Source organism: Blautia sp. AF19-1 (assembly GCF_003479155.1).
Classification (GTDB): Bacteria; Bacillota; Clostridia; order Lachnospirales; family Lachnospiraceae; genus Fusicatenibacter; species Fusicatenibacter saccharivorans.
In genome coordinates, this window is the sequence record NZ_QUGQ01000006.1 from 1 (window position 1) to 25576 (window position 25576).

The following is a 25576-nucleotide window of genomic DNA, read 5'->3' on the forward strand; positions in this document are numbered from 1 at the left end:
GAGCTGACTGTTACTAATCGGTCGAGGGCTTGACCTGAATGGTTGTGTTCACAGAAATGGAATGATAGATGTGTAGTGTATGCGGTTTTGAAGGTATATCGGAAAGGCCATCGGAGAAATCCGGTGGCTTTTTGTAATTATTTTCCGCAAAATACTTGTTTTTCGAAAAAGATTGTGTTATAGTAACGATTGTTAGGAAAAGATTCCTGAGGTATTCCTCGATAGCTCAATGGTAGAGCATTCGGCTGTTAACCGAAGGGTTGTTGGTTCGAGCCCAACTCGGGGAGCTAAGATGAAGAAGCGATACAGAAATGAGAAATCATAGCTGTATCGCTTTTTTGCTGTCTGTAGCCATTAAGAAATGCCATCTAACATTTTGACGGTTTTCCATAACATTTCTTCCTGTTCATGGAAAAAAGATTTCGTTATAATAAAATCAGACAGATCACGGAACATGTGCAGAGTCCGGAGTCGTGTCCAGGCGGAACTTTTTCCGATAGGCGCTTGGCGTCATGCCCTGCTTCTGGCGGAAGGCTTTGGTAAAAACTTCGGCATTCCGGTAACCACAGGAAAAAGCGACCGTTTCGATGGAGAGATCCGTATACGATAAAAGCTCGAGCGCACGCGTGATCCGGCAGGAAGAAAGATAGTCCTGCGGTGAGGTATGGAGATATTTTTGAAACAGGGTATAAAGGTAACTTCGGTTGATGCAGACATATCTGGCAATATCCGAGACAAGGATTTCATTGGAATAATTATTTCGGATAAACTCAACGGCTTTTTCCACGTAAAGATTGCCACTCTCCCGTGCAAAAGGGTCGGCAAGCGTGATTTCGCGGGAAAGAATTGAGAAAAACTGGTATAGACAGCCTTCCAGAAGATACTGGTCAGAGGTGTCATAGGTATTGTGCTTCTGCATCTGAAACAGGAGGGACTGCAGTTCACCGGAAAAGTTGCACTGGTAGACAGGGTGCTCCTCGGAAAGACCGAGTTCCTGTACATAAGAGGCAGCTTTTTCGCCGTCAAAACCGATCCAGAGATAGGTCCAGGGATCATCCGCATCGGCTTCATAGTAGGTGCGGACATTTGGCATCAGGAAAAAGCCCTGTCCGGCGGTTAAGCGGTAAGTGCGGTTTCCGATGGTAAAAATGCCTTTCCCGGAAATAATATAGTGGATCACGTAATTGGGGCGGACAGCCGGGCCGTAGCTGTGGAACGGCTGGCAGGCTTCGTAGCCGCAGAAGCAGAGATAAAGATCCGAAAATTTATGCTTTGGGACGGGAAGTGTCCAGGAAGTTTCCATAAGTATACCTCACAAAATGAATCATCAGAAAAGCTGGAATGTCACAAAGGATGAGATTCCGAAATATCAGTAAAATTATATCGTGTTTTGCAGGATACTGCAAGCCGCTGTAGGAAATCAAAGGCCCGGAGTAGCAGCCGTTGCGGTTCACACAGCACCGGAACACTTGCTGTTCGGGTATGTAAGAAAGTGATTTTGGTGTGAGCAGCCCGAAAAAATGCGATAAGATAAAGGAGAAAAAACCATGGCAATCAAAGTAAGTGAAAATGGACGGTTATTTACCCTCCAGACAAAAGACAGCAGTTACCAGATGTTCGCAGATGACAAAAATGTGCTTCTGCATCTCTACTATGGAGAAAAAATCGGTGAGGAAAATCTTTCCGGTCTGATTTTCTGTACGGATATGGGATTTGCAGGAAATCCGGAGGAAGCAGGCCCTAACCGGAAATATTCTCTTGATACACTTCCGCAGGAAATTCCGGGAAGTGGTGTCGGTGATTTCCGTGATGATATGATTGAGATCCGCCACGCGGACGGCAGCTTTGCAGCAGATTTTCGTTTCGATTCGTTCGAAATTCTGGATCATTCCTATGCTATTCCGGGAATGCCGGCGCTGTACGATACAGAGGAAGAAAAAGGTGAGACTCTTGTTATTACAATGACGGAGAAGGCTTCCGATATTGTTCTGAAGCTGTTTTACGGTGTATTTGAAAAGGAAAATGTGATTACGAGAGCGGCAAGACTCGAAAATCACGGAGAAACGGCGATTGAGCTGGAAAAAATGCTGTCATTCAGCATGGATCTGATGTATGAAAATTATGAGATGATCTATTTTTCAGGTCGTCATGCGATGGAGCGTACGGCGGAGCGGATTCCGGTGCAGCATGCAAAAGTCGAGATCGGAAGCACCCGTGGTACATCGAGCCATCATTACAATCCGGCTGTGATCCTCTGCGAGGAGGGTGCGGGTGAGACACACGGTTCCTGCATCGGCGCATGCCTCGTTTACAGCGGAAACTTCGTTGCGGCAGCACAGAAGGATCAGAAAAACCAGACTCGTTTTCAGATGGGTATTCATCCGACCAATTTCTGCTTCCATCTGGAAAAAGGAGAGGCGTTCGATACCCCGCAGGCAATCTTAAGCTATTCCGGAACCGGCCTTACCAAACTGTCACAGCAGTATCATGAGATCATCCGCGAGCATATCTGCCGTGGCGCATACAAGCATGCCAAACGACCGATTTTGATCAACAACTGGGAAGCAACCTATTTTAATTTCAACGAAGAAAAAATCCTGAAAATTGCAGAACAGGCGCAAAAGCTTGGCATTGAGATGCTGGTGCTTGACGATGGCTGGTTTGGAAAACGAGAGGATGATAACAGTGGTCTCGGTGACTGGTTCGTTAACGAGAAAAAGATGAACGGCTCCATGGCGCAGCTTGCAGAAAAAATTCACAAGATGGGCATGAAATTCGGTCTCTGGTTTGAGCCGGAGATGATTTCCGAGGACAGTGATCTTTACCGTGCACATCCGGATTGGGCATTTGCAATTCCTGGCCGTGTGCCGAACCACAGCAGAAATCAGCTTGTACTTGATATGACGCGTGAGGATGTGCGCGAGTATCTGCTGGAGCGTCTGACAACCATCGTTCATGATGCAAAGATTGATTATGTCAAATGGGATATGAACCGCAGCGTCTGCGATGTTTACAGCCATGTGGCAGCTCAGAACAGAAACGGGGAGCTGTATCACCGCTACGTACTCGGCGTTTATGATCTGCTCGAGCGTTTCCTTGCCGCATGCCCGGATCTGCTGCTCGAGGGCTGCAGCGGAGGAGGCGGACGATATGATGCCGGTATGATGTATTACTCCCCGCAGATCTGGTGCAGTGATAATACCGATGCGATCAACCGTCTTTCCATCCAGTACGGAAGCTCGTTCTTCTATCCGATCAGCACCGTTGGTTCCCACGTTTCTGTATGCCCGAACCATCAGACCGGCCGTGTGACACCGTTCCGGACAAGAGGCGATGTGGCACTGGCAGGAAGCTTTGGATATGAGATGGATCTGAATAAGATTTCAGAGGAAGAAAAAGAGATGGTAAAAGAGCAGGTTGCTGCGATGCATGAATATTACGAGCTCACACACGAAGGCCTGTATTACCGTCTGACCGGACTGAAAAAACAGGATTTCATGGCATGGGAGTTTGTGGCAAAAGATCAGAGCCGTGCACTGCTCACGATCGTAAAAACCGACGCAGAAGGAAATATGCTTCCGGTTCACACGAAAGTGTGCGGACTGGCAGAGGATAAGCTGTACCGCTGCAGCCTGGACCAGGAAGTCCGCCTTGGCCGTACCTGGAACCGTGCGGGGCTGACCCTGCATCAGGTGCTGGGAGAGTATGAGAGTATCCGGGTCGAATTTACAGAAGTAAAATAAAAAAGATAAGAAAAATCTTCAACTGGATTTGAGGGGGAGGGAACCTCAATCTGGTTGGAGATTTTTTTGCATAAAGAAAATCAAAGCAGGAGGGAAGGAACGCACTCTTTACAGTGCAAAAATAGTTGTGATACAATAAGCAAAAGAAATTTTCTGACAGAAAATAAAGACGGAACTGTCAAGAAAGGAAATTGTACATGAGAAACAGAAAAAACTGTTTAGCTGTTCTTCTGATGACAACTATTGTGGTAATGGGATGTGGCAACCAGCAGGTGGAAAAGGAGAATTCATCGGCTGTCTCCGAAAGAGCATCCAATGTCCAGGATAAGTCAGAAGATGGTGAAAAAGAGTTTCTTTCTACATACCAGAATATTATAATCACACTTCCAGAAGGCTGGAATGTAATGAGAGATGAGAAAATCCAATGTAGTTTCATATCGGAAGATGGGGAAAGTCTTGAGATATCGTATCGGGAAGGAATGGCAAAAGTAGCGCTTATGGATTTTCCGGAGGACGAAGAGAGCGCTGAAAATTTGCTCTACCCGAATGAAATAACAGGGGAAAACAGCATCAGCGATTTTATGGTGAAAACAGCTAACGAAGGAAAAGATAACGAGAGTTCCTTTTATCGTTTCCAGGTAAAAAATTCCCTGCAGATTCCGATTGCATTTTTCTGCGGGGTGAAAACGGAGAATGAAGGGTATCAGATCATATGGAAAAAAGGAAGCGGCAGCAACGATACACAGCAAATCGTGCCGGAAATACTGGAGTCTCTGCAGTTCCCGGACAATGAGCTGCTGACAGAAACATTTCAGACGGCCTGCCAGGAGCAGAAAAGAGCGCTGGAAGCAGAAAATAATTCGGATGGCGTGAAAAAGCAGAAGGGTAAGAAAACCGTCACCTGTATCTCACCGGTCAATGTACGTACAGAACCCAACGTCAGCACAAGCCAGGTTATCGGAGCTCTGACGACAGGGGAAGAAGTGGAAATGCTCGGAAAAGAGAACGGATGGTACAAGATTTCGTATGAGGGAAAAACGGCGTATGTGTACGAAGACTATGTGAAAGAAAAAGAAAATTAAAAAAGAATGATATTTTCAAAAAAGCTGCCGAAGCAAACAGAACCGGCAGCTTTTTTGAAATAATTTTGAAAAAGAAAAATCCCGGAAACTATCTGTTTCCGGGAAAATAGAGGCGTCGACCGGATTTGAACCGGTGGATACTGGTGTTGCAGACCATTGCCTTACCACTTGGCTACGACGCCATATGACTCCGACGGGAATCGAACCCGTGTTACCGCCGTGAAAGGGCGATGTCTTAACCGCTTGACCACGGAGCCGAAGTTTTTGATTTGTCTGCCGTGATTTTTGCTCAGCGACAAGTAGTATATTATCATAAGAAAACGAGTTTGGCAAGTGTTTTTTGAAAAAAAATCAAAAATTTTTGAGATTTGTGTTGTCGTGCATTCAGAAGGAAAAAATTTGATGTTTCGCTGTATAAGAAAGTGATTTATCTTTGCGTAGATATAAAAAGGGAACAGAAAAATTTGCCGGGTCAGGGCATGGCTTTTCGATATTCTTCCGGTGACATACCAAAAGTCCGGCGGAAAATGCTGGCAAAATAGCTGGGGCTTTCAAATCCGGTATCCAGAGCAATTTCCAAGATAGAAAGCGAGCTGCCGGTAAGAAGATCTGCGGCTTGGGTTACGCGGTACTGGTTGATATAGGAAATAGGCGTTGTGTGAAAGTGCGTTTTGAAGAAACGACAAAAATATTGTGGATTCATATTGAGTATAGCAGCAAGATCTGAAAGACGGATTTTGGAATCATAGTTATCCTGAATATAACGTAAGAGTTTTTTACACTGATCAGATCTTTCTTTTTTACGAGTGCAGAGGGGTTCCGGATGAAGAAAAAGCTGGTATTGCGCCAGAAGTGCAAGAATCCGATACATGTCACTTTTGATCAGAAGAAACCAGCCGATGGGTTTGGTATCGTATGCATACAGGATTTCCTGGAAAAGCTCAGATAATGTCAGTACAAATGTTTTCTGTGTCTGAGAGGAGGCTTCAGCAGCAGAAAGCTCTTCCAATGGAAAAGCCGGAAGAAGCAGTTGATGAGAGAGCAGCGGACGAATCCAGTCTGCTTCACAGGAATCCAGATAGGCACATGAGAGAATTTCTGGAAGAAATACAAGGGCATGGTGAACCGAAGGGGTAGTTCCAATGCTGCAGAGCTGATGCAGTTCGTGACTGTTGATGAAAAGAAAAGTACCTTCGGAAATTGTCCGGGTTTCAGTTTTCAGTGTCAGAGTGAGAGTACCTTTTTCAACCCAGATCCATTCTAATTCTTTATGCCAGTGAAAAGGAACAGAGAGCCCGCCATGCGCATAATCCTGATGATAGATATGGAGCGGAACAGGTTCGGTTCCATGCACGGTAAAATCCCGGATTCCGCCAGAAAGAACAGGGGAACAAGATTCAGGAGAAAAGAGCTCTTTTGAACGTTCTTTTTTCATAAAAGTCAAAATCCTTTCATTAAATACGAAAATTAAGTTAGAAAATATAAGATAATATCATTATACTGCTCTTATAGGAAAAAAGAAAGAGAGGACAGAAAATGAAAAGAGAGTGGTGGCATAGCTTAACCGTATATCAGATTTACACCAGAAGCTTCTGTGACAGCAACGGAGACGGCATCGGCGATTTTGGAGGGATTCTGCAGAAGCTGGACTATCTGCAGGAGCTTGGTGTTGGAGCCATCTGGCTTTCGCCTTTTAACGATTCTCCTAATTACGACAATGGATATGATGTCAGTGACTATTATAAAGTAATGGAAGAAGCGGGCACAATGGAAGAGCTGGAAGAACTGATCGCAGCCTGTGAAAAGCGGGAAATTGTGGTCATGATGGATCTTGTTTTAAATCATAGTTCCCATCTGCACCCATGGTTCCTGGAAGCCAGAAAGGATCGAAACAGTAAATACCATGATTTTTACATCTGGAAGGAAGGAACGAAGGAGCAGCCGCCAGAAGGCGGCGGAGCATTCTTTGGAGGAAGCACCTGGGAATGGGTGCCGGAGGTTCAGGAATATTATTATCACAGTTTCAGTGTAATGCAGCCGGATCTGAACTGGAAAAATCCGTCGCTTCGGAAAGAGCTGTACCGGATGATCCAGTTCTGGATGGATAAAGGGATCCGTGGTTTCCGGCTGGATGCAATTGACAATATTGTAAAAGATGGACATGGAGGAAATGATACTCATTCGGAGCAGATTCATACATACTTAATGGAAATGAATCAGAATACGTATGGAAAATCAGAACAGATCCTGACAGTGGGGGAAACCGGAGGTGCTACGGTAGAAATGGCACAGCAGTATTCTGATCCGGAAAGCCAGGAGCTCAGTATGATTTTTCAATTTGAACTGATGGGAATCGACGGCATCCGAAGTGGAAACTGGGATCCGAAACCGTATACGCTGCCGCAACTGAAGCAGCTCTTTGAAAAATGGCAGACGGGACTGGAAGAAAAAGGATGGAACAGCCTGTTCTGGGGAAACCATGATTTTCCGCGTGTCGTATCGCGCTTTGGAAATGACAGGGAACCGTATCGGGAAAAATCAGCAAAAATGTTGGCTGTCCTTCTCCATGGGATGAAAGGAACTCCTTATATTTACCAGGGGGAAGAAATCGGTATGACAAATGTGTCAGGGCTTCGGATCGAGGACTATCAGGATATCGAGTCTGTAAATTTTGCCGAAGACCGTAAAAAAGAAGGCTGGGAGGAAGAAAAAATTCGTACCTATCTTGCACGGAACAGCCGGGACCATGCGCGGACGCCAATGCAGTGGAATGCGGAAAAACACGCCGGATTTACAGCGGGAACACCGTGGATGGCGGAAAATCAGAATTACGCGGAGATCAATGTGGAAAACAGCAGAAAAAATCCGGATTCCCTCTTCTATTTCTATCAAAAACTAATTGCGCTGCGTAGGAAAAATGACACTCTTGTTTATGGGGATTTCCGTCTGATTGAGGAAGAAAATCCGGATATTTTTGCTTATGAGAGAAATCTGGGAGAGAAAAAGCTGATTGTGCTCTGCAATTTCCGGGATACCGCGGCAGAGATGAAAGCCCGATATGATTTGACAAAAGGAACGGTTCTGATTCATAATGATACAGAAAGCCTCACAAAAGAAGTGTGGAAGTTACAGCCGTATGAGGCGTATATGATTGAACTTCTGCAGTAAAAAGACAGAAATGAAAAGCAGCAGAAGAAGAAGAAGAAAACTGCAGGAGCAACTGGAAACAGGAGGGAAAAAATGTATCGCGTTCTTCTTGTAGAAGATGAAGAAATTGAACTGGAGACATTGCGGGATTATATTGACTGGAAAAAGAACGGGATTTCCAGGGTATTTACCGCGCGCAATGGCAGAAGGGCACTGGAGTGCCTGGAAGAAAATATGGCAGATATTGTGATTACGGATATTCAGATGCCAGGAATGAGTGGAATTGAACTGGCAGAGACGATCGTACGCCGGGGATATCCATGCAAAATTGTTTTTCTGACAGGATATGATGATTTTTCCTATATCCATTCCGCTTTTCAGGTGAATGCCGTGGATTACCTTTTAAAGCCATTTACGATTGAAGAAGTAGAAGCATGTCTGAAAAAAGTGAGAAGTGAACTGGAGAAAAGAGAGATAGCAGACTGGTCGCGGAAAACGGCGGCGAAGCAGTTGCTGGAAATGGCTTTGCGGGAAAAACAGGAAACAGAGCTTTTACGGAAAAATTTCCGTGGTGTATTTGGAGAAGAACTGGAAGAGTGCAGGTTTGGAATCATAGCGGTTTATGGAAAAACGGAAGAAAACATCTGTAGCCAAATTCAGGAAAAATACAAGGGCATCCGTTACATCAGCAAAACGGAACGGATCAGTATGCTGCTGCTGGCGGGGTATCTGTCGGTGAAAGATACGGCATTTCAGATCTGGAATGATTTGAAAGAAGACACACCGAGAGCCGTTGGATGGTGCAGTGGAGCATGGACAGCTGACTGCCTGTACGAAAAGGCGGAAAAACTTCGGAACTGTTGTGTTCTGGCATTTCATATGGATCCACCGGAACTTTTCTGTGCAGATGAAAAAGAAACGGAAGAGGAAAAAGCATATCATTTCCGGGAACAGAAGGAGCGGAGAGAAGAAATCTGTCGTCTGGTCAGCAACGGGAAAAAGCAGGAAACGCTGCAGACCATGAAAGATTATTTTCAACAGCTAAAGGGGCTTGCGCCGAAAACATTTGCGGGAGAAGTTTACAATCTCTATATGTATCTATGGAACCGTCTTGTTTTGAGCGATGAACTGCTGGAAAACTGGATGGAAGCAGAAAAAATTTTGAGAGAAAATGAAATTTTTGAAGCAAACAACAGTTATCAGATGCGGGAAAAGATGAAGCAGTATCTGGAACGGATGTTGGCATTTTTTGAAGAACAGAATCAAAATCCAAATTACTATGCCGTTTATCAGGTAAAAACATATCTTCAGGAGCACTGCTCGGAAAGCGCAGATATCGAGAAGCTGGCTACGGAGGTCGGTTTGTCTCCGAATTATCTGAGGAGCCTGTTTAAAGAGGCAACAGGAAAAACGATTTTGGAATACAATACGGAAATGCGTCTGCAGAGGGCGGCGGAACTGTTAAAGAATAAGAAAAATAAAGTACGGGAAGTGAGTCTGGCGGTTGGATATGAAAATGTTTCTTACTTTGGCGTTGTTTTTCAGAAAAGATTTGGAGTGACACCAAATGAATATCGTAAAATGGTATAAAAATCGGAGTTTTCAGTTTAAACTGGTGATCGGCTATCTGGTACTGGCACTGATTCCAATGCTGTGTGTTACCTGGTACAGTTATGGAAAAACAAGGAATGTGCTTCTTACTGAAGCATATCAGAGTGCAGAACAGGAAGCAGAACGAATTGAAAAAAATTTTTCTACGATGGTCGAGCCTTACGAAACAATTCTGGATGTGCTGTATGTGGATCAGATGCTGAGCGGATATTTGTTTCAGGATTACAGCAACGATTCTTATGAAGATATGTTTTACTATATTGATAAGAAGCTCAGCGAAATCTGTCTGATGAATGCAGGAATTTACAAAATCTGTTTTTACAGCAACAATGAAACGCTTCCGCAGGATAATTATTATTTTTATTCCATGCAGGATCTAGATCGGAGGGAATGTGTGCTGACATTTGATGCGATAGGGGAAACGGTATTCTGTGGGACATCTGGAGACGGAAAAGCATTTCATATGAATCGTCTGATGAATTTTTATCCACAGGGCGGGATGAAGGGCGTACTGTCGTTACAGATTGAAAATCAGCAGATACAGCCCCTCCTCGAAACAATAAATTCCACCGATGAAATTTATCTGGTGGATCAAAAAGGATATATTCTGGCTGCTTCCGAACCGGAAATGGCAGGCCTTCCGATCCGGACCAGAATGCCGGAAGAGGATCTGGAGCAGAAAGCGCAGATTGAGTTTGAGCGTGACGGCATTTCAAAAATCGGAAATATCCAGAGCGGAGTTTTCGGAACAAAAATTCTTGTGATTTCGGATAAGGAGACGGTTTTAAAAGACGCAAAAGCTGTTTCAAGAAGGATGATGTTCCTGATCCTCTGCAGCGCGGCTATGGTATTTCTCTGCATTATCTGTTACACAAGATGGATTTCCGCGCGGGTGCAGAAAGTGGTGTATGCAGCAAAACGGATGGGACAGGGAGAATTTGATTACCGTCTGGAAAATATGGGAGAAGACGAGATCGGACAGATCGGGCTGGCGTTTAATCAGCTCAGTGATCAGATTCAGGAGCTAATTCGGGAAAATTACGAAAAGAAAATCCGGATTCAGACGAGCGAACTGAATTTGCTGCAGGAACAGATCAATCCGCACTTTCTTTACAATGCACTTGCGGTTATTTCAGCACTGGCGATGCGGGAAGGTGGAAAACAGACGATGCAGGCGGTCAAAAATTTGTCCAGCTTCTACCGGATTTCCCTGAATAAGGGAAAACAGGTGCTTTCCATCCAGGAAGAAGTGGAACTGCTGCAGAGCTATCTGAAAATCCAGCAGATGCGTTTTCGGGACAGCGTACAGGTGGAGTATGAGATTGCAAGAGAAGTACTGACATATCGAACCATTAAACTTCTTCTGCAGCCGCTGGTTGAAAATGCCATTCACCATGCGAGAAAAGAGGAAGAAGTTCTCCACATTGCGGTCAGAATTCAAAAAGAAGAAAGGGATGTGGTATTCCAGGTGACAGATGATGGATGTGGAATCGAGGCGGAAAAACTGATTAAACTGCGAAGTTCTCTGCGGCGCTCAGAGGAAGGATATGGACTGAGAAATGTTGCAAACAGGGTTCGTCTGGCTTATGGAGAGAATTATGGTGTCCGAATAGAAAGCCAGGAAGGATATGGAACGACAGTTTCTGTCAGAATTCCAGTAAACGAATAAAAAATCAACAAAGCAGAAATAACTTCGTATTGTTTGCATAGAAAAGGAAACAGAAACCGGCTGATAAAGGTGATTTTGCCCGTCAGCCGGTTTCTGTTTCGTTAGATATTGACAGAAATCGTAAGAAAACAACAGAATAAAAAAGAGAATTATAAAACTCCGTTAAATCGAGATAGAAATCATAAAAAAGTGAGATTGTTGCAGGACAGACTATCCATTAGAATGGAAACATAGACAGCAAGAGTGTACAAGATGAACAAAAAGAAGAAAGAAGGAGAAGGCATGAAAAAAGAAAACGTGCATGCAAAGCACAAAAAAAGCCTCGCGGAACGGTTCTGGAAACAGAAATATCTGTTTTTACTGCTGATTCCATCGTTGGTATGGGTCATTCTGATCTGCTATGCACCAATGACAGGACTGTATATGTCCTTCATCAACTACACGCCGCAGGGTAGCGGCTATTTTGCGGATATGGCGAATTCGCAGTTTGTCGGTCTTGACTGGTTCAAGTATTTCTTTTCCACAGATTTCACAAAAATCATGAGAAACACACTGGCAACCAGCTTACTGACACTGTTATTCTCATTCCCGCTGCCAATCATTCTGGCGCTTTGCCTGAATGAAGTTCGAAACCAGAAGGCAAAGAAATTTGTACAGACCGCATCTTATATTCCCTATTTTATTTCCTGGGTTATTGCGGCAAACATTTTCCTTACATTCCTTTCTTCAGACGGCGTCATCAACAATCTGTTAAAATTCTTCGGATTAACCGATGAGTCGATTCTGTTTTTCCAGAAAGGACCATATTTCTGGTGGATCATCGCGATCGCAAATGCGTGGAAGGTACTTGGATACAATGCGATTATCTATATGGCGGCAATCTCCGGCATCAGCCAGGATATGTATGAAGCAGCGGATGTGGATGGTGCGACGAGAATGCAGAAGATTCTGCATATCACACTTCCGGCATTAAAGCCGACCATTATGATTCTTCTGATTCTGGCAATCGGAGGTGTTCTGAATACAGGATATGAGCAGCAGCTGTTGATGTCTAATGATGCTATTTTAAATTATTCTGATGTACTTGATACGTATGCATACCGCTATGGTTTGAAAAACGGAATGTATTCTTACGGTACTGCAGTAGGATTCTTTAAATCCGCAGTCTCCTTCATTCTGGTCATCAGTGCAAATGCACTTTCGAAGAAATTCAGTGATGATAATACGGCACTGTTTTAGGAGGAAGGAAAATGAGAGAAAAAGCAATTAAAATCAAAAGAAAACGTTGTGCCAGTGACTGGTTTCTTGATATTTTCAAAGTGGTTTTTCTGGTGTTAGTTACTGTGATCTGTGTGTATCCGTTCTGGAACATTTTTGTGGTATCCATTAACGATGCAACCGATGCACTGCGCGGCGGGCTCTACTTTCTGCCGAGAAAACTGAGTCTGGCAAGTTATAAAGATATTCTGGGACGTGCCACATTTTTGCATGGCATTCTGATCACTGTACTTCGTACTGCAATTGGTACACCGCTGGCGGTCCTTGTCACGACAGCACTTGCCTATGTGCTTTCCAGAAAAGAGCTGCTGTTCCGGAAACAGCTGAACCTGTTCTTTATCTTCACCATGTATTTTGGCGGCGGAATGGTTCCGTATTATATGGTATTAAAGAGCCTTGGAATGCTGAATAATTTCATTGTATTTATTTTCCCGAACCTGGTAAGTGTTTATAATATGATTCTGGTAAAGAATTATATAGAGGGAATGCCGGCAGAGATTTTTGAATCGGCGAAAATTGACGGAGCAAATGATCTGACAGTTTTCTTTAAAATGGTAATTCCATTGTCCAAGCCGATTATTATGACCATTGCACTGTTTGTTGCAATTACACATTGGAATTCTTGGTTCGATGCATATTTGTTTACGAATGCACAGTCTTTAAAAACAATGCAGTCCATTTTGGTTGAAATTCTGAATCAGTATCAGACTTCATCAGCGAACCAGGCGGCAAATCAGGCGTCACAGACCATTACACCGGACAGCATTCGAATGGCTGCTACGATGATTGCGACCATTCCGATTATCATGGTTTATCCGTTTATTCAGAAATATTTTGTTAAAGGAATCATGCTCGGATCTGTAAAGAGCTGATGATAGAAGGAGGAAAAGAAAATGAAGTTCAAAAAAAGTATCGCAATGGCGATGAGTGTCCTGATGGCAGCGGGAATGCTTGCAGGATGCGGATCAAATGGCAGTACATCATCAAGTACTGCATCCGGCAGTGCATCATCTGCATCGGGCGAGGTATCAACAGACGGAGTTACGATTTCTATCTTTGACAAAAACTCCGGAAGCAATACCTTTGATGATCCAGTTGCAAAAGCAATTGAGGAAAAAACAGGTGTCAAAATTCAGGTAGAAAATCCAACCGGAGATCCGCTGGAAAAATTGAACCTGATGCTGACCGGTCAGAATTACCCGGATATCGTCCTGATGGATCGTGGAAATGATATTGTAAACCGTTACATTGAGGCAGGCGCACTGCTTCCGTTGAATGATCTGATCGATGAGTACGGCCCGGATGTAAAAGAGATGTACGGGGAAACCTTAAACAAGAGTCGTTATACCGATGGAAAAAATTACTATCTGAATAACTGGTACGGAGAAGATCCGGATCCGGTAGCCGGTGTTCTGATGCGCTATGATTATCTGTGCGAAATCGTTGGAAAAGACCGCGCAGACAGCGATGAGCCATTTACACAGGAAGAGTATATTGACATTTGTAAGAAATTCAAAGAACTTCATCCGACCATTGACGGAAAAGAGAGTATTGCCATTACCTTTGATGCAGAATCCAAAAACTACGATGGAACATTAAAAGGAATGTATGGTCTGAAAACATATTATCAGGATGGGGACAATCTGGAACATGTTGCCAAAGCACCAAACTTCAAAGAGATGATGTCCTTTGCCAATGAACTGTATACCGAAGGCCTTCTGGACAAAGAGTGGGTTGTCAACAAGAAAAATCAGTGGACGCAGAAACTGTCTGCAGGCAACGTATTCAGTACCTTTGCTTCCTACTGGGATACCGATGCAGCAAATACAGCACTTGCTTCTTCTGTAGGAGAAGATGCAAAATTCTATTCCTATAAAATCCTTGGAAACGGAATCAGTACAGATGAAACTACTTACTCCGGAAGAAGTACACTTGGCTGGGATGCAATCGCGATCACCAAGAATTGTAAAAATCCGGAAGCAGCCATGAAGATGATCAACTACCTTGCAAGCGAAGAAGGACAGTATCTTCTGATGTGGGGTATTGAGGGAACCAACTGGAATATGGAAGATGGAAAACACGTTCCGAACGATGATCTGATTGAAGGATTCCAGACGGATTTTGACAAAACAAAATTGGATACCGGCGTCCGCAAATGGACCTGGTTTGTAAAGAACGGAAATGGTACAGACGGAACTCCATACGATGTATCACAGTATAAAGTAAAAGAGACCCGGCAGGTGGCTATGAATCACTTTGGTGAGAACGACAGATGGGATACCGCAGAATTTGCAGGCCTTACCCCGGCAGGAAGCACTCCGGATGGCTTGAAATGGCAGAAAATCCAGGATATCTACGATCAGGAATATCCGAAGATTGTGAATGCAGACAGCCACGATGCGGCAATGGAAGAGTACGACAAGATGATTTCCGAAATGAATGACGCAGGACTGGAAGATGTAGAAAAAGTTATCACACAGAATTATCAGGAGCGTATGAAACTCTGGAATGAGTAAGCTAAAGTAAAATAAAAAAATCACACACGGAAAAGAACCGGCAGAAATTGAAATACAGATTTCTATGTCGGTTCTTTTTTATCAGAAGAAGCATTGCGATTTTCAAGGAATCTGGATATAATGAGGAAAACTGGAAAAACAGGGAAATCCAACCGCATGAGACAGGAGGCATCGTACATGGTAGCGAAAGAACAGTTAACCGCAATGGAAATGATCTGGGGATTTATGAGTGGGACGACAGGACATATGGGAAAGACGGACTTTGCGCCGCAGAAGGAAGCGTTCGGGGATTTTGCATCTCCGGAGACATATTTTCCGCGTGTGACGCCGGAGAGTGAGGGAATCTCCTCGGAAAAGCTGACGCAGATGCTTCGTGAGCTCGCCGCTGCGCGCCATACGGACATGCATCATCTGCTGGTCCTGCGGAATGGACATGTCATCTGCGAATGCAATTTCGCCCCATACCGCAGCGGCATCTGGCATGCGACGTATTCTATGTGTAAGAGCATCACTGGCATGGCGGCTGGTTTTCTGATCAGTGAAGGAAAACTTTCCCTGGACGAGAACGTCTATGATATTTTTGAAAAACGAAACGGTCTGCTGCAGAAGATCCTGCGCCCGAATCTGACCGTGAAGCATCTTCTGACGATGAAGAGCGGCGTACAGTTCAACGAGATGGGCGTTGTTTCCGGCAACGACTGGGTGGACAGCTTCTTAAATGCGCCGGTCAAGGGAACACCGGGCGAAGCGTTTGAGTACAACAGTATGAACACGTATCTGCTGTCTGCAATCATACAGGAGCGCACCGGCATGAAAATGGTAGATTACCTGCGGCCGCGTCTGTTTGAGCCTCTCGGCATCCGGAAAGTTTTCTGGGAGAGCTGCCCGGCAGGGATTACGAAAGGCGGCTGGGGCCTCTTCCTGTGCCCGGAGGACGCGGCCAAGCTCGGGGTGATGTACGTGAACGGCGGAAAATTCGAAGGAAAACAGATCGTCCCGGCGGAATGGGTCGCAGCGTCCACCTCCGTTCATGCGACACCGCCGGAAAAGATGGGAAAATATGGCTATGGTTACCAGGTCTGGATGGAGGAGCGGCCGGGCAGCTTTGCGTTCAATGGCATGCTGGGGCAGAACGTGCTCGGTTATCCGGATACCGGCGTGGTGATTGTGACGAATGCGGGCAGCAACGAGCTGTTCCAGACGTGTGAGATGCTCGACATTGTGCGGAAGTATTTCGGCGCGGAATTTGGTGCAGAGCTGAAATCCGGCGAGGCGGAAAGCCCGATGGCATATCAGAAGCTGGTGCAGACCTGCCGTGATCTGGAGGGCGCGAAAGAGACACCGGGAAGAATCCTGCGCGGCGGCTGGAAGCGGAGAACACCGGGGCCGCGGAACAGCGGAACACCGCGTCAGATCGACATGGCGCAGCTTCTGCACGGAAAAGAATATAAAATGGAGGACACGCATGTCGGCATGTTTCCGCTGACGCTGCAGGTCTTCCACAACAACTTTTCCGACGGCATCCGCCGCATTGGTTTCTTCTATGAAAAAGGCCGTTTCTTTGTCGAGCTGACCGAGGGAGAAAAAACACAGCGCATTGAGATCGGTCTTACGGGGTCCAAAGTTGTAGAATGGGTGGAAAACGAGGAATCGTATCTGCTCGGAACGACGGGACAGTTTGCGGAGAATGAAGACGGCGAACTGGTGCTGAAGCTTGAGTTTGCATTTCTGGAAGAGGCCGCAAGACGGAGGGTCAAAATCATTTTCCAGCGTGATTTCGAGCGGATCAGACTGGAGTGGAATGAGACGCCGGGCAAGGATCTGATTATCGAGGGCCTTGAATCCCTCGTGACGGATGTGGCGATCGCACCGCTTCTGCCGTCGCGGTTCCGCGAGCGGAGCCTTGACATGATCCATCTGCTGATGGCACAGACCATTGAGCCAATGGTAGAGGCACATCGTGTGCGGCCGGGGGAAGAAACGGGGACAGAAGAAGCGGCAGCGGAAGCTGAATCGGCCGCGGCAGTGGAAAATGCGGAAAACGCAGAAGAAACGGTGTAAAAACAGAAAAAATCAGAAGAGAAATGTGGATAAAAAAGGGAATGGAGCTGCCGGATGCGCAGTTCCATTCCCTTTTAAAAATACAGATTACAGATTCAAAGCCATATCGCCGGATTTGATCAGGTTTGCCTTGCGGAATACCTCTGAGAAGAACAAGGTGATCACAGCCGGAAGCACGAAGTGGAGCAGAATAATTTTGATGATAACGAGCTTCGGATCATCGTAAGCGATCATCGTCTGATACGTTGTGATCTGTCCGACAAGACCTGCGGAACCCATGCCGCTTCCCGTTGCATTATTCTGCATATTGGCGAGGATTGTGGAGACGGGTCCTAAAATCGCACTCGAGAAGATGACGGGCAGCCAGATCAGTGGATGACGCATGATGTTCGGCACCTGGAGCATCGAGGTTCCAAGACCCTGTGCGACAAGGCCGCCGAATTTGTTTTCCCGATAACTTGCAACCGCGAATCCGACCATGTTGCAGCAGCAGCCGATCGTTGCGGCACCGGCGGCAAGACCGGAAAGATTCAGAATGATGCCGAGTGCAGCGGAGCTGATCGGCAGTGTCAGAACCATACCCATGACGACCGAAACAACGATGCCCATGATGAACGGCCGCTGTTCCGTTGCCCAGTTGATGATGCTTCCAAGGCCTGTCATCATCTGGGAGATCGGCGGTCCGACGAGCAGTCCGACAACGGAACCGGCTCCGATGGTGATGACCGGTGTCACGATGATATCAACCTTGGTCTTGCCGGAAACCAGATGGCCGCAGGTGATGCCTGCGAAAGCTGCGATGAAAGCGCCGAGCGGTTCGCCAGGTCCTGCCAGAACGGCATTTCCGTCCACAAAGAATGTGCCGCCGGTGATCTTGCCGGCATAACCGCCGACCATGGCGGCGACGGCTGCAGAAACCGTGACAAGCGGGCTTTCCCCATATTTCACTGCCACGCCGACACCGATACCGGCACTTGTCAGGGCTGCGGCAGCTTTTCCAAGCAGATAGATCACATTTCCAGTCGAACCGCCGATCAGAAGACCGATCTGCTGAATCATCGTACCAATAATCAAGGTTGCAAAAAGACCCTGCGTCATGCCGCCGAAGCCATCAATGAAGATGTGCGAGGCGACTTTTTTGATTGTTCGCATATGGATTCCTCCTCATGTATGTGGTGTGTTACTGTATTCACAAGTGACTTGTCAGTCGACTTTTAGTCTATCATAAGATGGAGGCGGGTGCAATCCTTTTCCGGGGCATAAGTTGACAAAAGAAAGGGGCACGCTTATAATTGAGACAAATTCAGAGCGCTTCCAGAAAACAGCGCAGACAGTAAAAAAGTGATAAAGGAGACGCATGGGAAAACAGAAAAAGAAACAGAAAAAACGCGGCAATCCGCTTTGGACTCTGGTATTTTTAGCGGCACTTGCTGTTTTCTGCTTTTCCGGGTATAAGCTGATCGGCATTTACCTGGATTACAAGACCGGTACGGATGAATACCGGGATCTGCAGCAGTATACGACGGAAATTACAAAAACACCGGAGACACCGGCACCAAAGAAAACAGAGGAGCCGCAGGCGGAATCCGAACCGGCGGAGCCTTCCGAACCGGAGCCGGAACCACTGTCGTATCCGACAGAACCGCCGCTTGCCGTTGATTTTGAATCCTTAAAAGCGATTAACCCGGATGTGAAGGGATGGCTTTATATCGAAGCTCTCGACATCAGTTACCCGGTCGTACAGGGGCCGGACAACGATGCGTATCTTCATACGACGTACGAGGGAACGAGCAACTTTGCGGGTTCCATTTTCCTCGATTACCAGAATCAGGATGATTTCAGTGATGGAAACACAATCGTTTACGGTCATAATATGAAGAATCTCTCCATGTTCGGAAAATTGAAACAGATGAAGGAGCAGGAAAAATATAGGGACAGCGTCTATTTCTGGATGCTGACGCCGGAATCAAACGATGTGTACCAGATTTTTTCTGCCTTTTATACGGAGGCAGACAGTGATGTCTACACGCTGTATTCCGGCGGGGGTGAAGCGTTTGTACAGTATCTGAATACCATGGCGGCGCGGTCAGAGATCCCGGTGGAGCAGCCGGAGATGGATGAAAACAGCCATATTATTGTGCTGTCCACCTGTGCGGCGAGCGATACGACTGGACGGTTCGTCGTTCTGGGCGTGCGGCGGAACCGGTAATGATTGGTCAGGAGGAGGAATGACAGATGGAAGAGGAAAGAAAAATCGAAGAACTGCAGAGATTGATTGATACGCATGAAAATATCGTATTCTTCGGCGGCGCGGGCGTGTCCACGGAGAGCGGGATTCCGGATTTCCGGAGCGTGGATGGCCTTTATCATCAGAAGTATGACGTTCCGCCGGAGACAATTTTAAGCCACAGCTATTTCCTGCGGTACCCGGAAAAGTTTTATGCCTTTTACCGCGACAAAATGCTTCCGGTCGGCGCGAAACCGAACGCGGCGCATAAGAAACTTGCAGAGCTGGAAGCGGCGGGAAAATTAAAAGCGGTTGTGACGCAGAACATTGACGGACTGCATCAGGCGGCGGGAAGTAAAGTAGTGTATGAACTGCACGGAAGCATACACCGCAATTACTGTATGAAATGCGGGGCATTCTGCGATACAGAGCTGGTGAGAAGGAGCAGCGGCGTTCCAAGATGTGAAAAATGCGGAGGCATGATCAAACCGGATGTCGTACTCTACGAGGAGAGTCTGAATGAGAAAGTGCTCGACGGTGCGATCCGCTCGATTGCGGCGGCAGATCTTCTGATTGTCGGCGGAACGTCACTTGCGGTTTATCCGGCGGCAGGCCTTCTCCAGTATTTTGAGGGCGATGCGCTGGTTCTCATCAACAAGGGCGCAACGCCGATGGATAAAAACGCGGATCTTCTGATCCAGCAGCCGATCGGGCAGGTGCTCGGCAGCATCAAAGTAAGATAGATTTTAATTAGAAAATATAAGGCGGAAGAAACATGGCAGAACATTACGAAGTAGGCGATATTGTAAAACTGAAAAAGCCGCATCCGTGCGGCAGCAGCGAGTGGGAAATCCTGCGTGTCGGCGCAGATTTCCGTCTCAAATGCACCGGCTGCGGCCACCAGATCATGGTAGCACGCAAGCTGGTCGAGAAAAACACCCGCGGATTACGAAAAAAAGATGCGTAATATCGTGAAAAAAACAAGAAAACACGCGAAAAAGGGCTTGCTATAAGCCCTTTTTTATGTTAAAATAACAAATTGTGACGTATAAAAATAATTCCTTGCTCCCCATAATGAAAATGGGGTGCCAAAAAGTCCAAAAGGAGGTAAAGCATGAACAAGTACGAATTAGCACTGGTTGTGAATGCAAAACTTGAAGAAGAGGAACGCGCAGCTGTAGTTGAGAAAGCCAAAGGTTATGTAACCCGTTACGGCGGAACAGTTGGCGAAGTAGAAGAGTGGGGCAAAAAACGCCTTGCATACGAAATTCAGCATATGCGTGAAGCATATTACTACTTTATTCAGTTTGAAGCAGACGCAACAGCTCCGGCAGAGATCGAGAGCCATATGCGTATTATGGATAACGTACTGAGATACTTAGTCGTTAAAAAGGAAGCTTAAGAGGTAAGCGAATGAATAAAGTTATATTGATGGGAAGATTGACCAGAGATCCCGACGTCAGATACTCTGCTGGAGAGAACTCCACAGCGGTAGCCCGTTATACACTGGCTGTTGACCGCAGATTCCGCAGAGACGGCGATTCCGCAACCGCAGACTTTATCGGATGCGTTGCTTTCGGCCGCCAGGCAGAATTTGCAGAGAAATACCTGCGTCAGGGAACGAAGATCGCCATCACCGGCCGCATTCAGACCGGAAGCTACACCAACCGTGAAGGCCAGAAGGTCTACACGACAGACGTAGTTGTAGAAGAGCAGGAGTTTGCAGAGAGCAAAAATGCAGGCGGAAACAACGGAGGATACTCCGCACCGCAGCATAACAATCCGGCTCCGTCCGCGAATACATCTGACCTGGGCAGTGCCGATGGTTTTATGAATATTCCCGATGGCATTGACGAAGAATTGCCATTTAATTGATAGAAAAGGAGAGATTGATCATGGCTTATAATAATAGTGAAAGACCAGCTTCCAGAAGACCGGCCCGCAGAAGAAGAAAAGTTTGTGTTTTCTGTGGTGGAGAAGAGATCAGCTACAAGGATGCAGCTAAACTGAAAAAATATGTATCCGAGCGTGGTAAAATCCTGCCGAGACGTGTAACTGGAACCTGCGCAAAACATCAGAGAGCAGTAACAGTAGCCGTTAAGAGAGCAAGACATATGGCTATTATGCCGTACGTAGATGATTGATTCTGACTTGCGCTAAGCACTGTCCGAACGTTCATTTTGAATCGGTAAATAAATGGAGGTATCTGCCCGAAAAGGGCGGGTACCTTTTTTGTATCCAGAAGTATCTTGTTGCCAAAGTACAGGTCAAAGTGGTATAATCGGAAGGACAGGAGCGAAATACAACACGCAACGTTGGAAAGGTGTTAGGAAATGAAAAGCAAAATGAAGTTGAGCGGCCAATTGCGGAGCTATCTTCGATGGCCGCTGATTTTGTCCATCCTGATGCTTGTGATGAATATCGGCATGTATTTTGTGGATGTGATGGCAGGAATGTGGTTCACGCTGTTTTTTGCAGTCTATGTGATCGCAGCCGCAGTTCTCTATTACAGACAGCGTCCGCAGGTGATCAACGAGCTGATTACCTTTGCGACCGAATACGGCCAGGTTCAGAAGCATCTGATCCAGGAACTGGCGCTGCCCTATGCCGTTATGGATTCGCAGGGAAAACTTCTCTGGGTCAACAAAGAGTTTACAAAAATCACAGGGAAGGATACACAGTATCATAAATGTATCGCCACCATTTTTCCGGAGCTGACGGTCGAGCGGCTGCCGAAAAATGAGGAGGAGACCGACATCAACGTGGCTTACGGCGAAAAGAATTTCCGTGCCCATGTAAAAAGCGTCTGCATCGACGAGCTGATCCAGAATTCGGAGATGATCAACACAGATATCAAAGGCTATTTTATTCAGGCACTGTATCTGTTCGATGAGACGGAGCTCCGCGAGTATATGCGGAAATTCGAGGACGAAACGATGGTCACCGGTCTTCTGTATCTGGACAACTACGACGAGGCGCTGGAGAGCGTCGAGGAGGTCCGCCGTTCCCTTCTGACCGCACTGGTCGAGCGAAAGATCAACAAATATTTCAACGATCTCGATGGACTGGTGAAGCGGTATGAGAACGACAAATACATCGTGGTCATGCGCCGGAGTTCGTTAAATGAACTGAAAGAGAAAAAGTTCGATATCCTCGAGGACGTCAAGACCATCAACATCGGAAACGAGATGGCGGTCACAATCAGTATGGGTATCGGAGCAGATGCTGGATCGTTTGCGAAAAACTCCGAGTATGCGAAAATCGCGATCGACCTGGCTCTTGGCCGGGGCGGCGATCAGGTCGTTTTAAAGGACGGTTCGAAGATTCAGTATTTCGGCGGAAAAACGCAGGCTGTGGAAAAGAATACGAGAGTCAAAGCCCGCGTCAAGGCGCACGCGCTGAAAGAGTTTATGAACACGAAAGAGAAGGTCGTTGTCATGGGACACCGCCTGCCGGATGCCGATTCGTTCGGTGCGGCCATCGGTATCTACCGTGCGGCGAAAACGCTGAATAAAAAAGCGTACATCGTCATCGACAACCCGACCAGCTCGATTATTCCGCTGATGAATACGTTCCGCGACAACCAGGATTATGAGGCGGACATGTTTGTCAATAATCATGAGGCGAAAGAGATCATGGACGACAACACGCTGCTCGTTGTGGTCGATACGAACAAGCCGAGCATCACACAGTGTGAGGATCTGCTGTACATGGCGAAAATGATCGTCGTGCTGGATCATCACCGGCAGGGAAGCGATACGATCCGCAACTCGGTGCTTTCCTATATTGAGCCGTATGCATCATCCGCGAGCGAGATGGTTGCCGAGATTCTCCAGTATTTTACCGAGGGAATCCGCATCCGGAACGTGGAGGCGGACAGCATCTATGCCGGCATCATGATCGATACCGACAACTTTATGCAGAAAACAGGTGTCCGCACGTTCGAGGCGGCAGCTTTCCTGCGCCGCTGCGGTGCGGATGTGACGCGTGTGCGCAAGCTGTTCCGTGAGGATATGAACGATTACAAGGCAAGAGGAGAGACGATCCGCAATGCGGAGCTGTTCCGCGGCCAGTTCGCGATTTCCGAATGCCCGAGCGACTATGTGGACAGCCCGACGGTGGTCGGAGCACAAGCGGCGAACGAGCTGCTGAACATTGTCGGTGTCAAGGCGTCCTTTGTACTGACCGAGTATAAAGGCGTGATCTATATCAGCGCCCGCGCGATTGATGAGGTCAATGTACAGATCATCATGGAGCGGATGGGCGGCGGCGGTCATCTGAATATGGCAGGATGCCAGCTTGAGACCGTCGATCTGGAGGGGGCGCGCAGCCTCCTAAAATCAACCTTAACAGAAATGCAGGATGGAGGAGAAATCTGATATGAAAGTTATCTTACTGGAAGACGTAAAAGCACTTGGTAAAAAAGGACAGACTGTAAACGTAAGTGACGGATATGCAAGAAACATGCTTCTGCCCAAAAAACTCGGCATCGAGGCAACCGCAAAAAACCTGAATGAGCTGAAACTCCAGAAAGCACACGAGGACAAAGTGGCAGCAGAGCAGCTCGCTGAGGCACAGGCTTTCGCGAAAGAGATTGAGGACAAACAGGTTACCGTAGCAATCAAAGTCGGCGAGGGCGGAAAAGTATTCGGAAGCGTATCGGCAAAAGAGATCGCTGAGGCAGCAAAAGAGCAGCTCGGATACGACATCGACAAAAAGAAAATGCAGCTTCCGAACCCGATCAAGGTTCTTGGAACGACAGAAGTGCCGATCCGCCTGCATACCAAAGTAACTGCAAAGCTGAAAGTTATCGTAAAAGAAGCATAATTCTATGGAAGAAGCACTGATTAAACGAATCCTTCCGCACAGCATCGAGGCGGAGCAGTCGGTCATCGGTTCCATGCTGATGGGGCGCGAAGCCATCATGGCGGCATCGGAAATCCTGACGAGCGACGATTTTTACCAGCACCAGTACGGCGTCATTTTTGATGCCATGGTGGAGCTGTTCAATGAGGGAAAACCGGTCGATCTGGTCACCCTGCAGAACCGCCTGCGTGAAAAGGATGTTCCGCCGGAGATCAGTTCGATGGAGTTTGTCCGCGATCTTTTAAATGCGGTGCCGACTTCGGCGAATGTGCGCCATTATGCGAACATCGTCAGCGAGAAAGCGGTGCTGCGCCGTCTCATTAAGCTGACAGAAGAGATTGAGAATGACTGCTATCTGAACAAAGAGCCGGTGGAAGTCATCATGGAGGAGACGGAAAAGAAGATGTTCCAGTTATTGGGCCAGCGGAATTCCGGAGACTTCATGCCGATCCGCCAGGTTGTCATCAATACGCTGGAGAACATCGAGCGTGCATCGAAGACGAAGGGAAATGTCACGGGTATTCCGACCGGATTCACGGATCTGGACTACAAGACATCGGGTCTGCAGAACTCTGACTTTATCCTGATTGCGGCACGTCCGTCTATGGGTAAAACGGCGTTTGTCCTCAATATTGCGCAGTATATGGCGTTTAAGAAAGACAAAGCCGTTGCGATTTTCAGTCTCGAGATGTCGCGGGAGCAGCTGATGAACCGTCTGCTCTCGATGGAGTCGAAAGTAGATTCCCAGCATCTGAGAACCGGAAACCTGAAAGACGACGAATGGAGCAAGCTGATCGAGAGCGCCGGCATGATCGGTGAATCCCGACTGATGATCGACGATACACCTGGTATCTCGATCGGAGAGATGCGGTCGAAATGCCGCAAATACAAGCTGGAGCACGGTCTTGATATCATCATCATTGACTACCTGCAGCTGATGTCGGGAAGCGGAAAGAGCTCCTCGGAATCGCGTCAGCAGGAGATTTCGGATATCAGCCGTTCCTTAAAAGCACTCGCGAGAGAGCTGAATGTGCCGGTTGTTGCACTGTCCCAGCTTTCCCGGGCTGTTGAGCAGCGTACCGACCACCGTCCGATGCTTTCCGACCTGCGTGAGTCGGGAGCGATCGAGCAGGATGCCGACGTTGTTATGTTTATCTATCGAGATGATTACTATAATAAGGATTCCGAGAATAAGGGAATCGCGGAAATCATCATCGCCAAACAGCGAAACGGCCCGATCGGAACCGTCAATCTGGTCTGGCTGCCGGATTATACGAAATTTGCGAATGCAGAGAGATAAAAGAAAATATTTGTAACTATTCAGAGCCATGCGAAATTGAGGGGAAAAGTGCGACTCATGCTTGCATGAATGAGCA

General features: G+C 46.9%; 21 protein-coding genes and 3 tRNA genes. 19 read left to right on the forward strand and 5 right to left on the reverse strand.

Features of this window, described 5'->3' with window-relative positions; genetic code table 11:
- Positions 1 to 215 precede the first annotated feature (215 nt).
- Positions 216 to 287: transfer RNA gene (locus tag DWX26_RS05200), tRNA-Asn, on the forward strand.
- A gap of 158 nt (positions 288 to 445) precedes the next feature.
- Here the strand turns inward: DWX26_RS05200 and DWX26_RS05205 are convergent.
- Positions 446 to 1303 carry an AraC family transcriptional regulator gene (locus tag DWX26_RS05205; RefSeq protein ID WP_117802316.1) on the reverse strand — a complete coding sequence of 286 codons (858 nt, stop codon included), beginning with the start codon at positions 1301 to 1303 and terminating at the stop codon, positions 446 to 448.
- Between the two features lie 244 nt (positions 1304 to 1547).
- Here DWX26_RS05205 and DWX26_RS05210 point away from each other — a divergent pair, with 244 nt between their 5' ends.
- Positions 1548 to 3743: an alpha-galactosidase gene (locus DWX26_RS05210; RefSeq protein ID WP_118600994.1), complete on the forward strand. Its 2196-nt coding sequence runs from the start codon at positions 1548 to 1550 to the stop codon at positions 3741 to 3743.
- A 197-nt stretch (positions 3744 to 3940) separates the two neighbouring features.
- On the forward strand, positions 3941 to 4825 hold the full coding sequence (locus tag DWX26_RS05215) for an SH3 domain-containing protein (protein WP_118600995.1): 885 nt from the start codon (positions 3941 to 3943) through the stop codon (positions 4823 to 4825).
- Positions 4826 to 4935: 110 nt separating this feature from the next.
- On the opposite strand, the gene DWX26_RS05220 is transcribed toward DWX26_RS05215, so the two are convergent.
- From DWX26_RS05220 to DWX26_RS05230, 3 genes are all read right to left on the reverse strand, one after another.
- Positions 4936 to 5007, reverse strand: a tRNA-Cys gene (locus tag DWX26_RS05220).
- A 3-nt stretch (positions 5008 to 5010) separates the two neighbouring features.
- Positions 5011 to 5082: transfer RNA gene (locus DWX26_RS05225), tRNA-Glu, on the reverse strand.
- Between the two features lie 215 nt (positions 5083 to 5297).
- Positions 5298 to 6260 carry an AraC family transcriptional regulator gene (locus DWX26_RS05230; protein ID WP_022461721.1) on the reverse strand — a complete coding sequence of 321 codons (963 nt, stop codon included), beginning with the start codon at positions 6258 to 6260 and terminating at the stop codon, positions 5298 to 5300.
- Between the two features lie 101 nt (positions 6261 to 6361).
- Here DWX26_RS05230 and DWX26_RS05235 point away from each other — a divergent pair, with 101 nt between their 5' ends.
- The 7 genes from DWX26_RS05235 to DWX26_RS05265 all read left to right on the forward strand — a co-directional run bounded on the left by DWX26_RS05235 (position 6362) and on the right by DWX26_RS05265 (position 17107).
- Entirely contained in the window at positions 6362 to 7993 is a 1632-nt protein-coding gene (locus tag DWX26_RS05235) for a glycoside hydrolase family 13 protein (protein ID WP_118600996.1), read from the forward strand.
- A 72-nt stretch (positions 7994 to 8065) separates the two neighbouring features.
- On the forward strand, positions 8066 to 9562 hold the full coding sequence (locus DWX26_RS05240) for a response regulator transcription factor (RefSeq protein ID WP_118600997.1): 1497 nt from the start codon (positions 8066 to 8068) through the stop codon (positions 9560 to 9562).
- Positions 9540 to 11252, forward strand: coding sequence for a sensor histidine kinase (locus tag DWX26_RS05245; protein ID WP_118600998.1), 1713 nt, complete (start codon positions 9540 to 9542; stop codon positions 11250 to 11252). The genes DWX26_RS05240 and DWX26_RS05245 overlap by 23 nt, the downstream gene beginning before the upstream one ends.
- Positions 11253 to 11504: 252 nt before the next feature.
- Positions 11505 to 12491, forward strand: coding sequence for an ABC transporter permease (locus tag DWX26_RS05250; protein ID WP_243030545.1), 987 nt, complete (start codon positions 11505 to 11507; stop codon positions 12489 to 12491).
- Positions 12492 to 12502: 11 nt separating this feature from the next.
- The gene (locus DWX26_RS05255; RefSeq protein WP_022461726.1) at positions 12503 to 13402 is read left to right on the forward strand and encodes a carbohydrate ABC transporter permease; all 900 of its coding nucleotides are present in this window, start codon (positions 12503 to 12505) and stop codon (positions 13400 to 13402) included.
- A 21-nt stretch (positions 13403 to 13423) separates the two neighbouring features.
- Positions 13424 to 15046, forward strand: a complete 1623-nt coding sequence (locus DWX26_RS05260) for an extracellular solute-binding protein (RefSeq protein ID WP_118600999.1) — start codon at positions 13424 to 13426, stop codon at positions 15044 to 15046.
- Between the two features lie 177 nt (positions 15047 to 15223).
- On the forward strand, positions 15224 to 17107 hold the full coding sequence (locus DWX26_RS05265) for a serine hydrolase domain-containing protein (protein WP_158580588.1): 1884 nt from the start codon (positions 15224 to 15226) through the stop codon (positions 17105 to 17107).
- Between the two features lie 87 nt (positions 17108 to 17194).
- On the opposite strand, the gene DWX26_RS05270 is transcribed toward DWX26_RS05265, so the two are convergent.
- Positions 17195 to 18259, reverse strand: a complete 1065-nt coding sequence (locus DWX26_RS05270; RefSeq protein WP_117509767.1) for a PTS transporter subunit IIC — start codon at positions 18257 to 18259, stop codon at positions 17195 to 17197.
- 205 nt (positions 18260 to 18464) lie between these two features.
- Between DWX26_RS05270 and srtB the strand changes: the two genes are divergently transcribed.
- The 9 genes from srtB (at position 18465) to dnaB (ending at position 25500) form a co-directional block, all read left to right on the forward strand.
- Positions 18465 to 19316 (forward strand): class B sortase, encoded by an 852-nt coding sequence (gene srtB / locus DWX26_RS05275; protein ID WP_118601001.1) that lies wholly within the window; start codon positions 18465 to 18467, stop codon positions 19314 to 19316.
- 26 nt (positions 19317 to 19342) lie between these two features.
- Positions 19343 to 20077, forward strand: coding sequence for an NAD-dependent protein deacylase (locus DWX26_RS05280; protein ID WP_118601002.1), 735 nt, complete (start codon positions 19343 to 19345; stop codon positions 20075 to 20077).
- Positions 20078 to 20109: 32 nt separating this feature from the next.
- Positions 20110 to 20301, forward strand: a complete 192-nt coding sequence (locus DWX26_RS05285) for a DUF951 domain-containing protein (protein WP_022461609.1) — start codon at positions 20110 to 20112, stop codon at positions 20299 to 20301.
- A 147-nt stretch (positions 20302 to 20448) separates the two neighbouring features.
- Complete coding sequence (gene rpsF, locus DWX26_RS05290) at positions 20449 to 20736, forward strand: 30S ribosomal protein S6 (RefSeq protein ID WP_022461610.1); 288 nt, start codon at positions 20449 to 20451, stop codon at positions 20734 to 20736.
- An 11-nt stretch (positions 20737 to 20747) separates the two neighbouring features.
- A complete protein-coding gene (locus DWX26_RS05295; protein ID WP_055220137.1) occupies positions 20748 to 21209 on the forward strand; it encodes a single-stranded DNA-binding protein in 462 nt (153 codons plus the stop codon).
- A gap of 20 nt (positions 21210 to 21229) precedes the next feature.
- On the forward strand, positions 21230 to 21478 hold the full coding sequence (rpsR, locus tag DWX26_RS05300) for a 30S ribosomal protein S18 (protein WP_022461611.1): 249 nt from the start codon (positions 21230 to 21232) through the stop codon (positions 21476 to 21478).
- Positions 21479 to 21667: 189 nt separating this feature from the next.
- The gene (locus DWX26_RS05305) at positions 21668 to 23713 is read left to right on the forward strand and encodes a DHH family phosphoesterase (RefSeq protein WP_117802327.1); all 2046 of its coding nucleotides are present in this window, start codon (positions 21668 to 21670) and stop codon (positions 23711 to 23713) included.
- Position 23714: 1 nt separating this feature from the next.
- Positions 23715 to 24161 carry a 50S ribosomal protein L9 gene (rplI, locus tag DWX26_RS05310; RefSeq protein ID WP_022461613.1) on the forward strand — a complete coding sequence of 149 codons (447 nt, stop codon included), beginning with the start codon at positions 23715 to 23717 and terminating at the stop codon, positions 24159 to 24161.
- Between the two features lie 4 nt (positions 24162 to 24165).
- The gene (gene dnaB / locus DWX26_RS05315) at positions 24166 to 25500 is read left to right on the forward strand and encodes a replicative DNA helicase (RefSeq protein ID WP_022461614.1); all 1335 of its coding nucleotides are present in this window, start codon (positions 24166 to 24168) and stop codon (positions 25498 to 25500) included.
- Positions 25501 to 25576 lie beyond the last annotated feature (76 nt).

Coding starts and splice junctions, on each gene's coding strand:
- DWX26_RS05240 (WP_118600997.1), top strand. CDS start 8,066: ATGTATCGCGTTCTTCTTGTAGAAGATGAAGAAATTGAACTGGAGACA.
- rplI (WP_022461613.1), top strand. CDS start 23,715: ATGAAAGTTATCTTACTGGAAGACGTAAAAGCACTTGGTAAAAAAGGA.
- DWX26_RS05235 (WP_118600996.1), top strand. CDS start 6,362: ATGAAAAGAGAGTGGTGGCATAGCTTAACCGTATATCAGATTTACACC.
- rpsF (WP_022461610.1), top strand. CDS start 20,449: ATGAACAAGTACGAATTAGCACTGGTTGTGAATGCAAAACTTGAAGAA.
- DWX26_RS05260 (WP_118600999.1), top strand. CDS start 13,424: ATGAAGTTCAAAAAAAGTATCGCAATGGCGATGAGTGTCCTGATGGCA.
- DWX26_RS05205 (WP_117802316.1), bottom strand. CDS start 1,303: ATGGAAACTTCCTGGACACTTCCCGTCCCAAAGCATAAATTTTCGGAT.
- DWX26_RS05280 (WP_118601002.1), top strand. CDS start 19,343: ATGGAAGAGGAAAGAAAAATCGAAGAACTGCAGAGATTGATTGATACG.
- DWX26_RS05270 (WP_117509767.1), bottom strand. CDS start 18,259: ATGCGAACAATCAAAAAAGTCGCCTCGCACATCTTCATTGATGGCTTC.
- dnaB (WP_022461614.1), top strand. CDS start 24,166: ATGGAAGAAGCACTGATTAAACGAATCCTTCCGCACAGCATCGAGGCG.
- DWX26_RS05255 (WP_022461726.1), top strand. CDS start 12,503: ATGAGAGAAAAAGCAATTAAAATCAAAAGAAAACGTTGTGCCAGTGAC.
- DWX26_RS05305 (WP_117802327.1), top strand. CDS start 21,668: ATGAAAAGCAAAATGAAGTTGAGCGGCCAATTGCGGAGCTATCTTCGA.
- DWX26_RS05230 (WP_022461721.1), bottom strand. CDS start 6,260: ATGAAAAAAGAACGTTCAAAAGAGCTCTTTTCTCCTGAATCTTGTTCC.
- rpsR (WP_022461611.1), top strand. CDS start 21,230: ATGGCTTATAATAATAGTGAAAGACCAGCTTCCAGAAGACCGGCCCGC.
- DWX26_RS05245 (WP_118600998.1), top strand. CDS start 9,540: ATGAATATCGTAAAATGGTATAAAAATCGGAGTTTTCAGTTTAAACTG.
- DWX26_RS05265 (WP_158580588.1), top strand. CDS start 15,224: ATGGTAGCGAAAGAACAGTTAACCGCAATGGAAATGATCTGGGGATTT.
- srtB (WP_118601001.1), top strand. CDS start 18,465: ATGGGAAAACAGAAAAAGAAACAGAAAAAACGCGGCAATCCGCTTTGG.
- DWX26_RS05210 (WP_118600994.1), top strand. CDS start 1,548: ATGGCAATCAAAGTAAGTGAAAATGGACGGTTATTTACCCTCCAGACA.
- DWX26_RS05285 (WP_022461609.1), top strand. CDS start 20,110: ATGGCAGAACATTACGAAGTAGGCGATATTGTAAAACTGAAAAAGCCG.
- DWX26_RS05250 (WP_243030545.1), top strand. CDS start 11,505: ATGAACAAAAAGAAGAAAGAAGGAGAAGGCATGAAAAAAGAAAACGTG.
- DWX26_RS05295 (WP_055220137.1), top strand. CDS start 20,748: ATGAATAAAGTTATATTGATGGGAAGATTGACCAGAGATCCCGACGTC.
- DWX26_RS05215 (WP_118600995.1), top strand. CDS start 3,941: ATGAGAAACAGAAAAAACTGTTTAGCTGTTCTTCTGATGACAACTATT.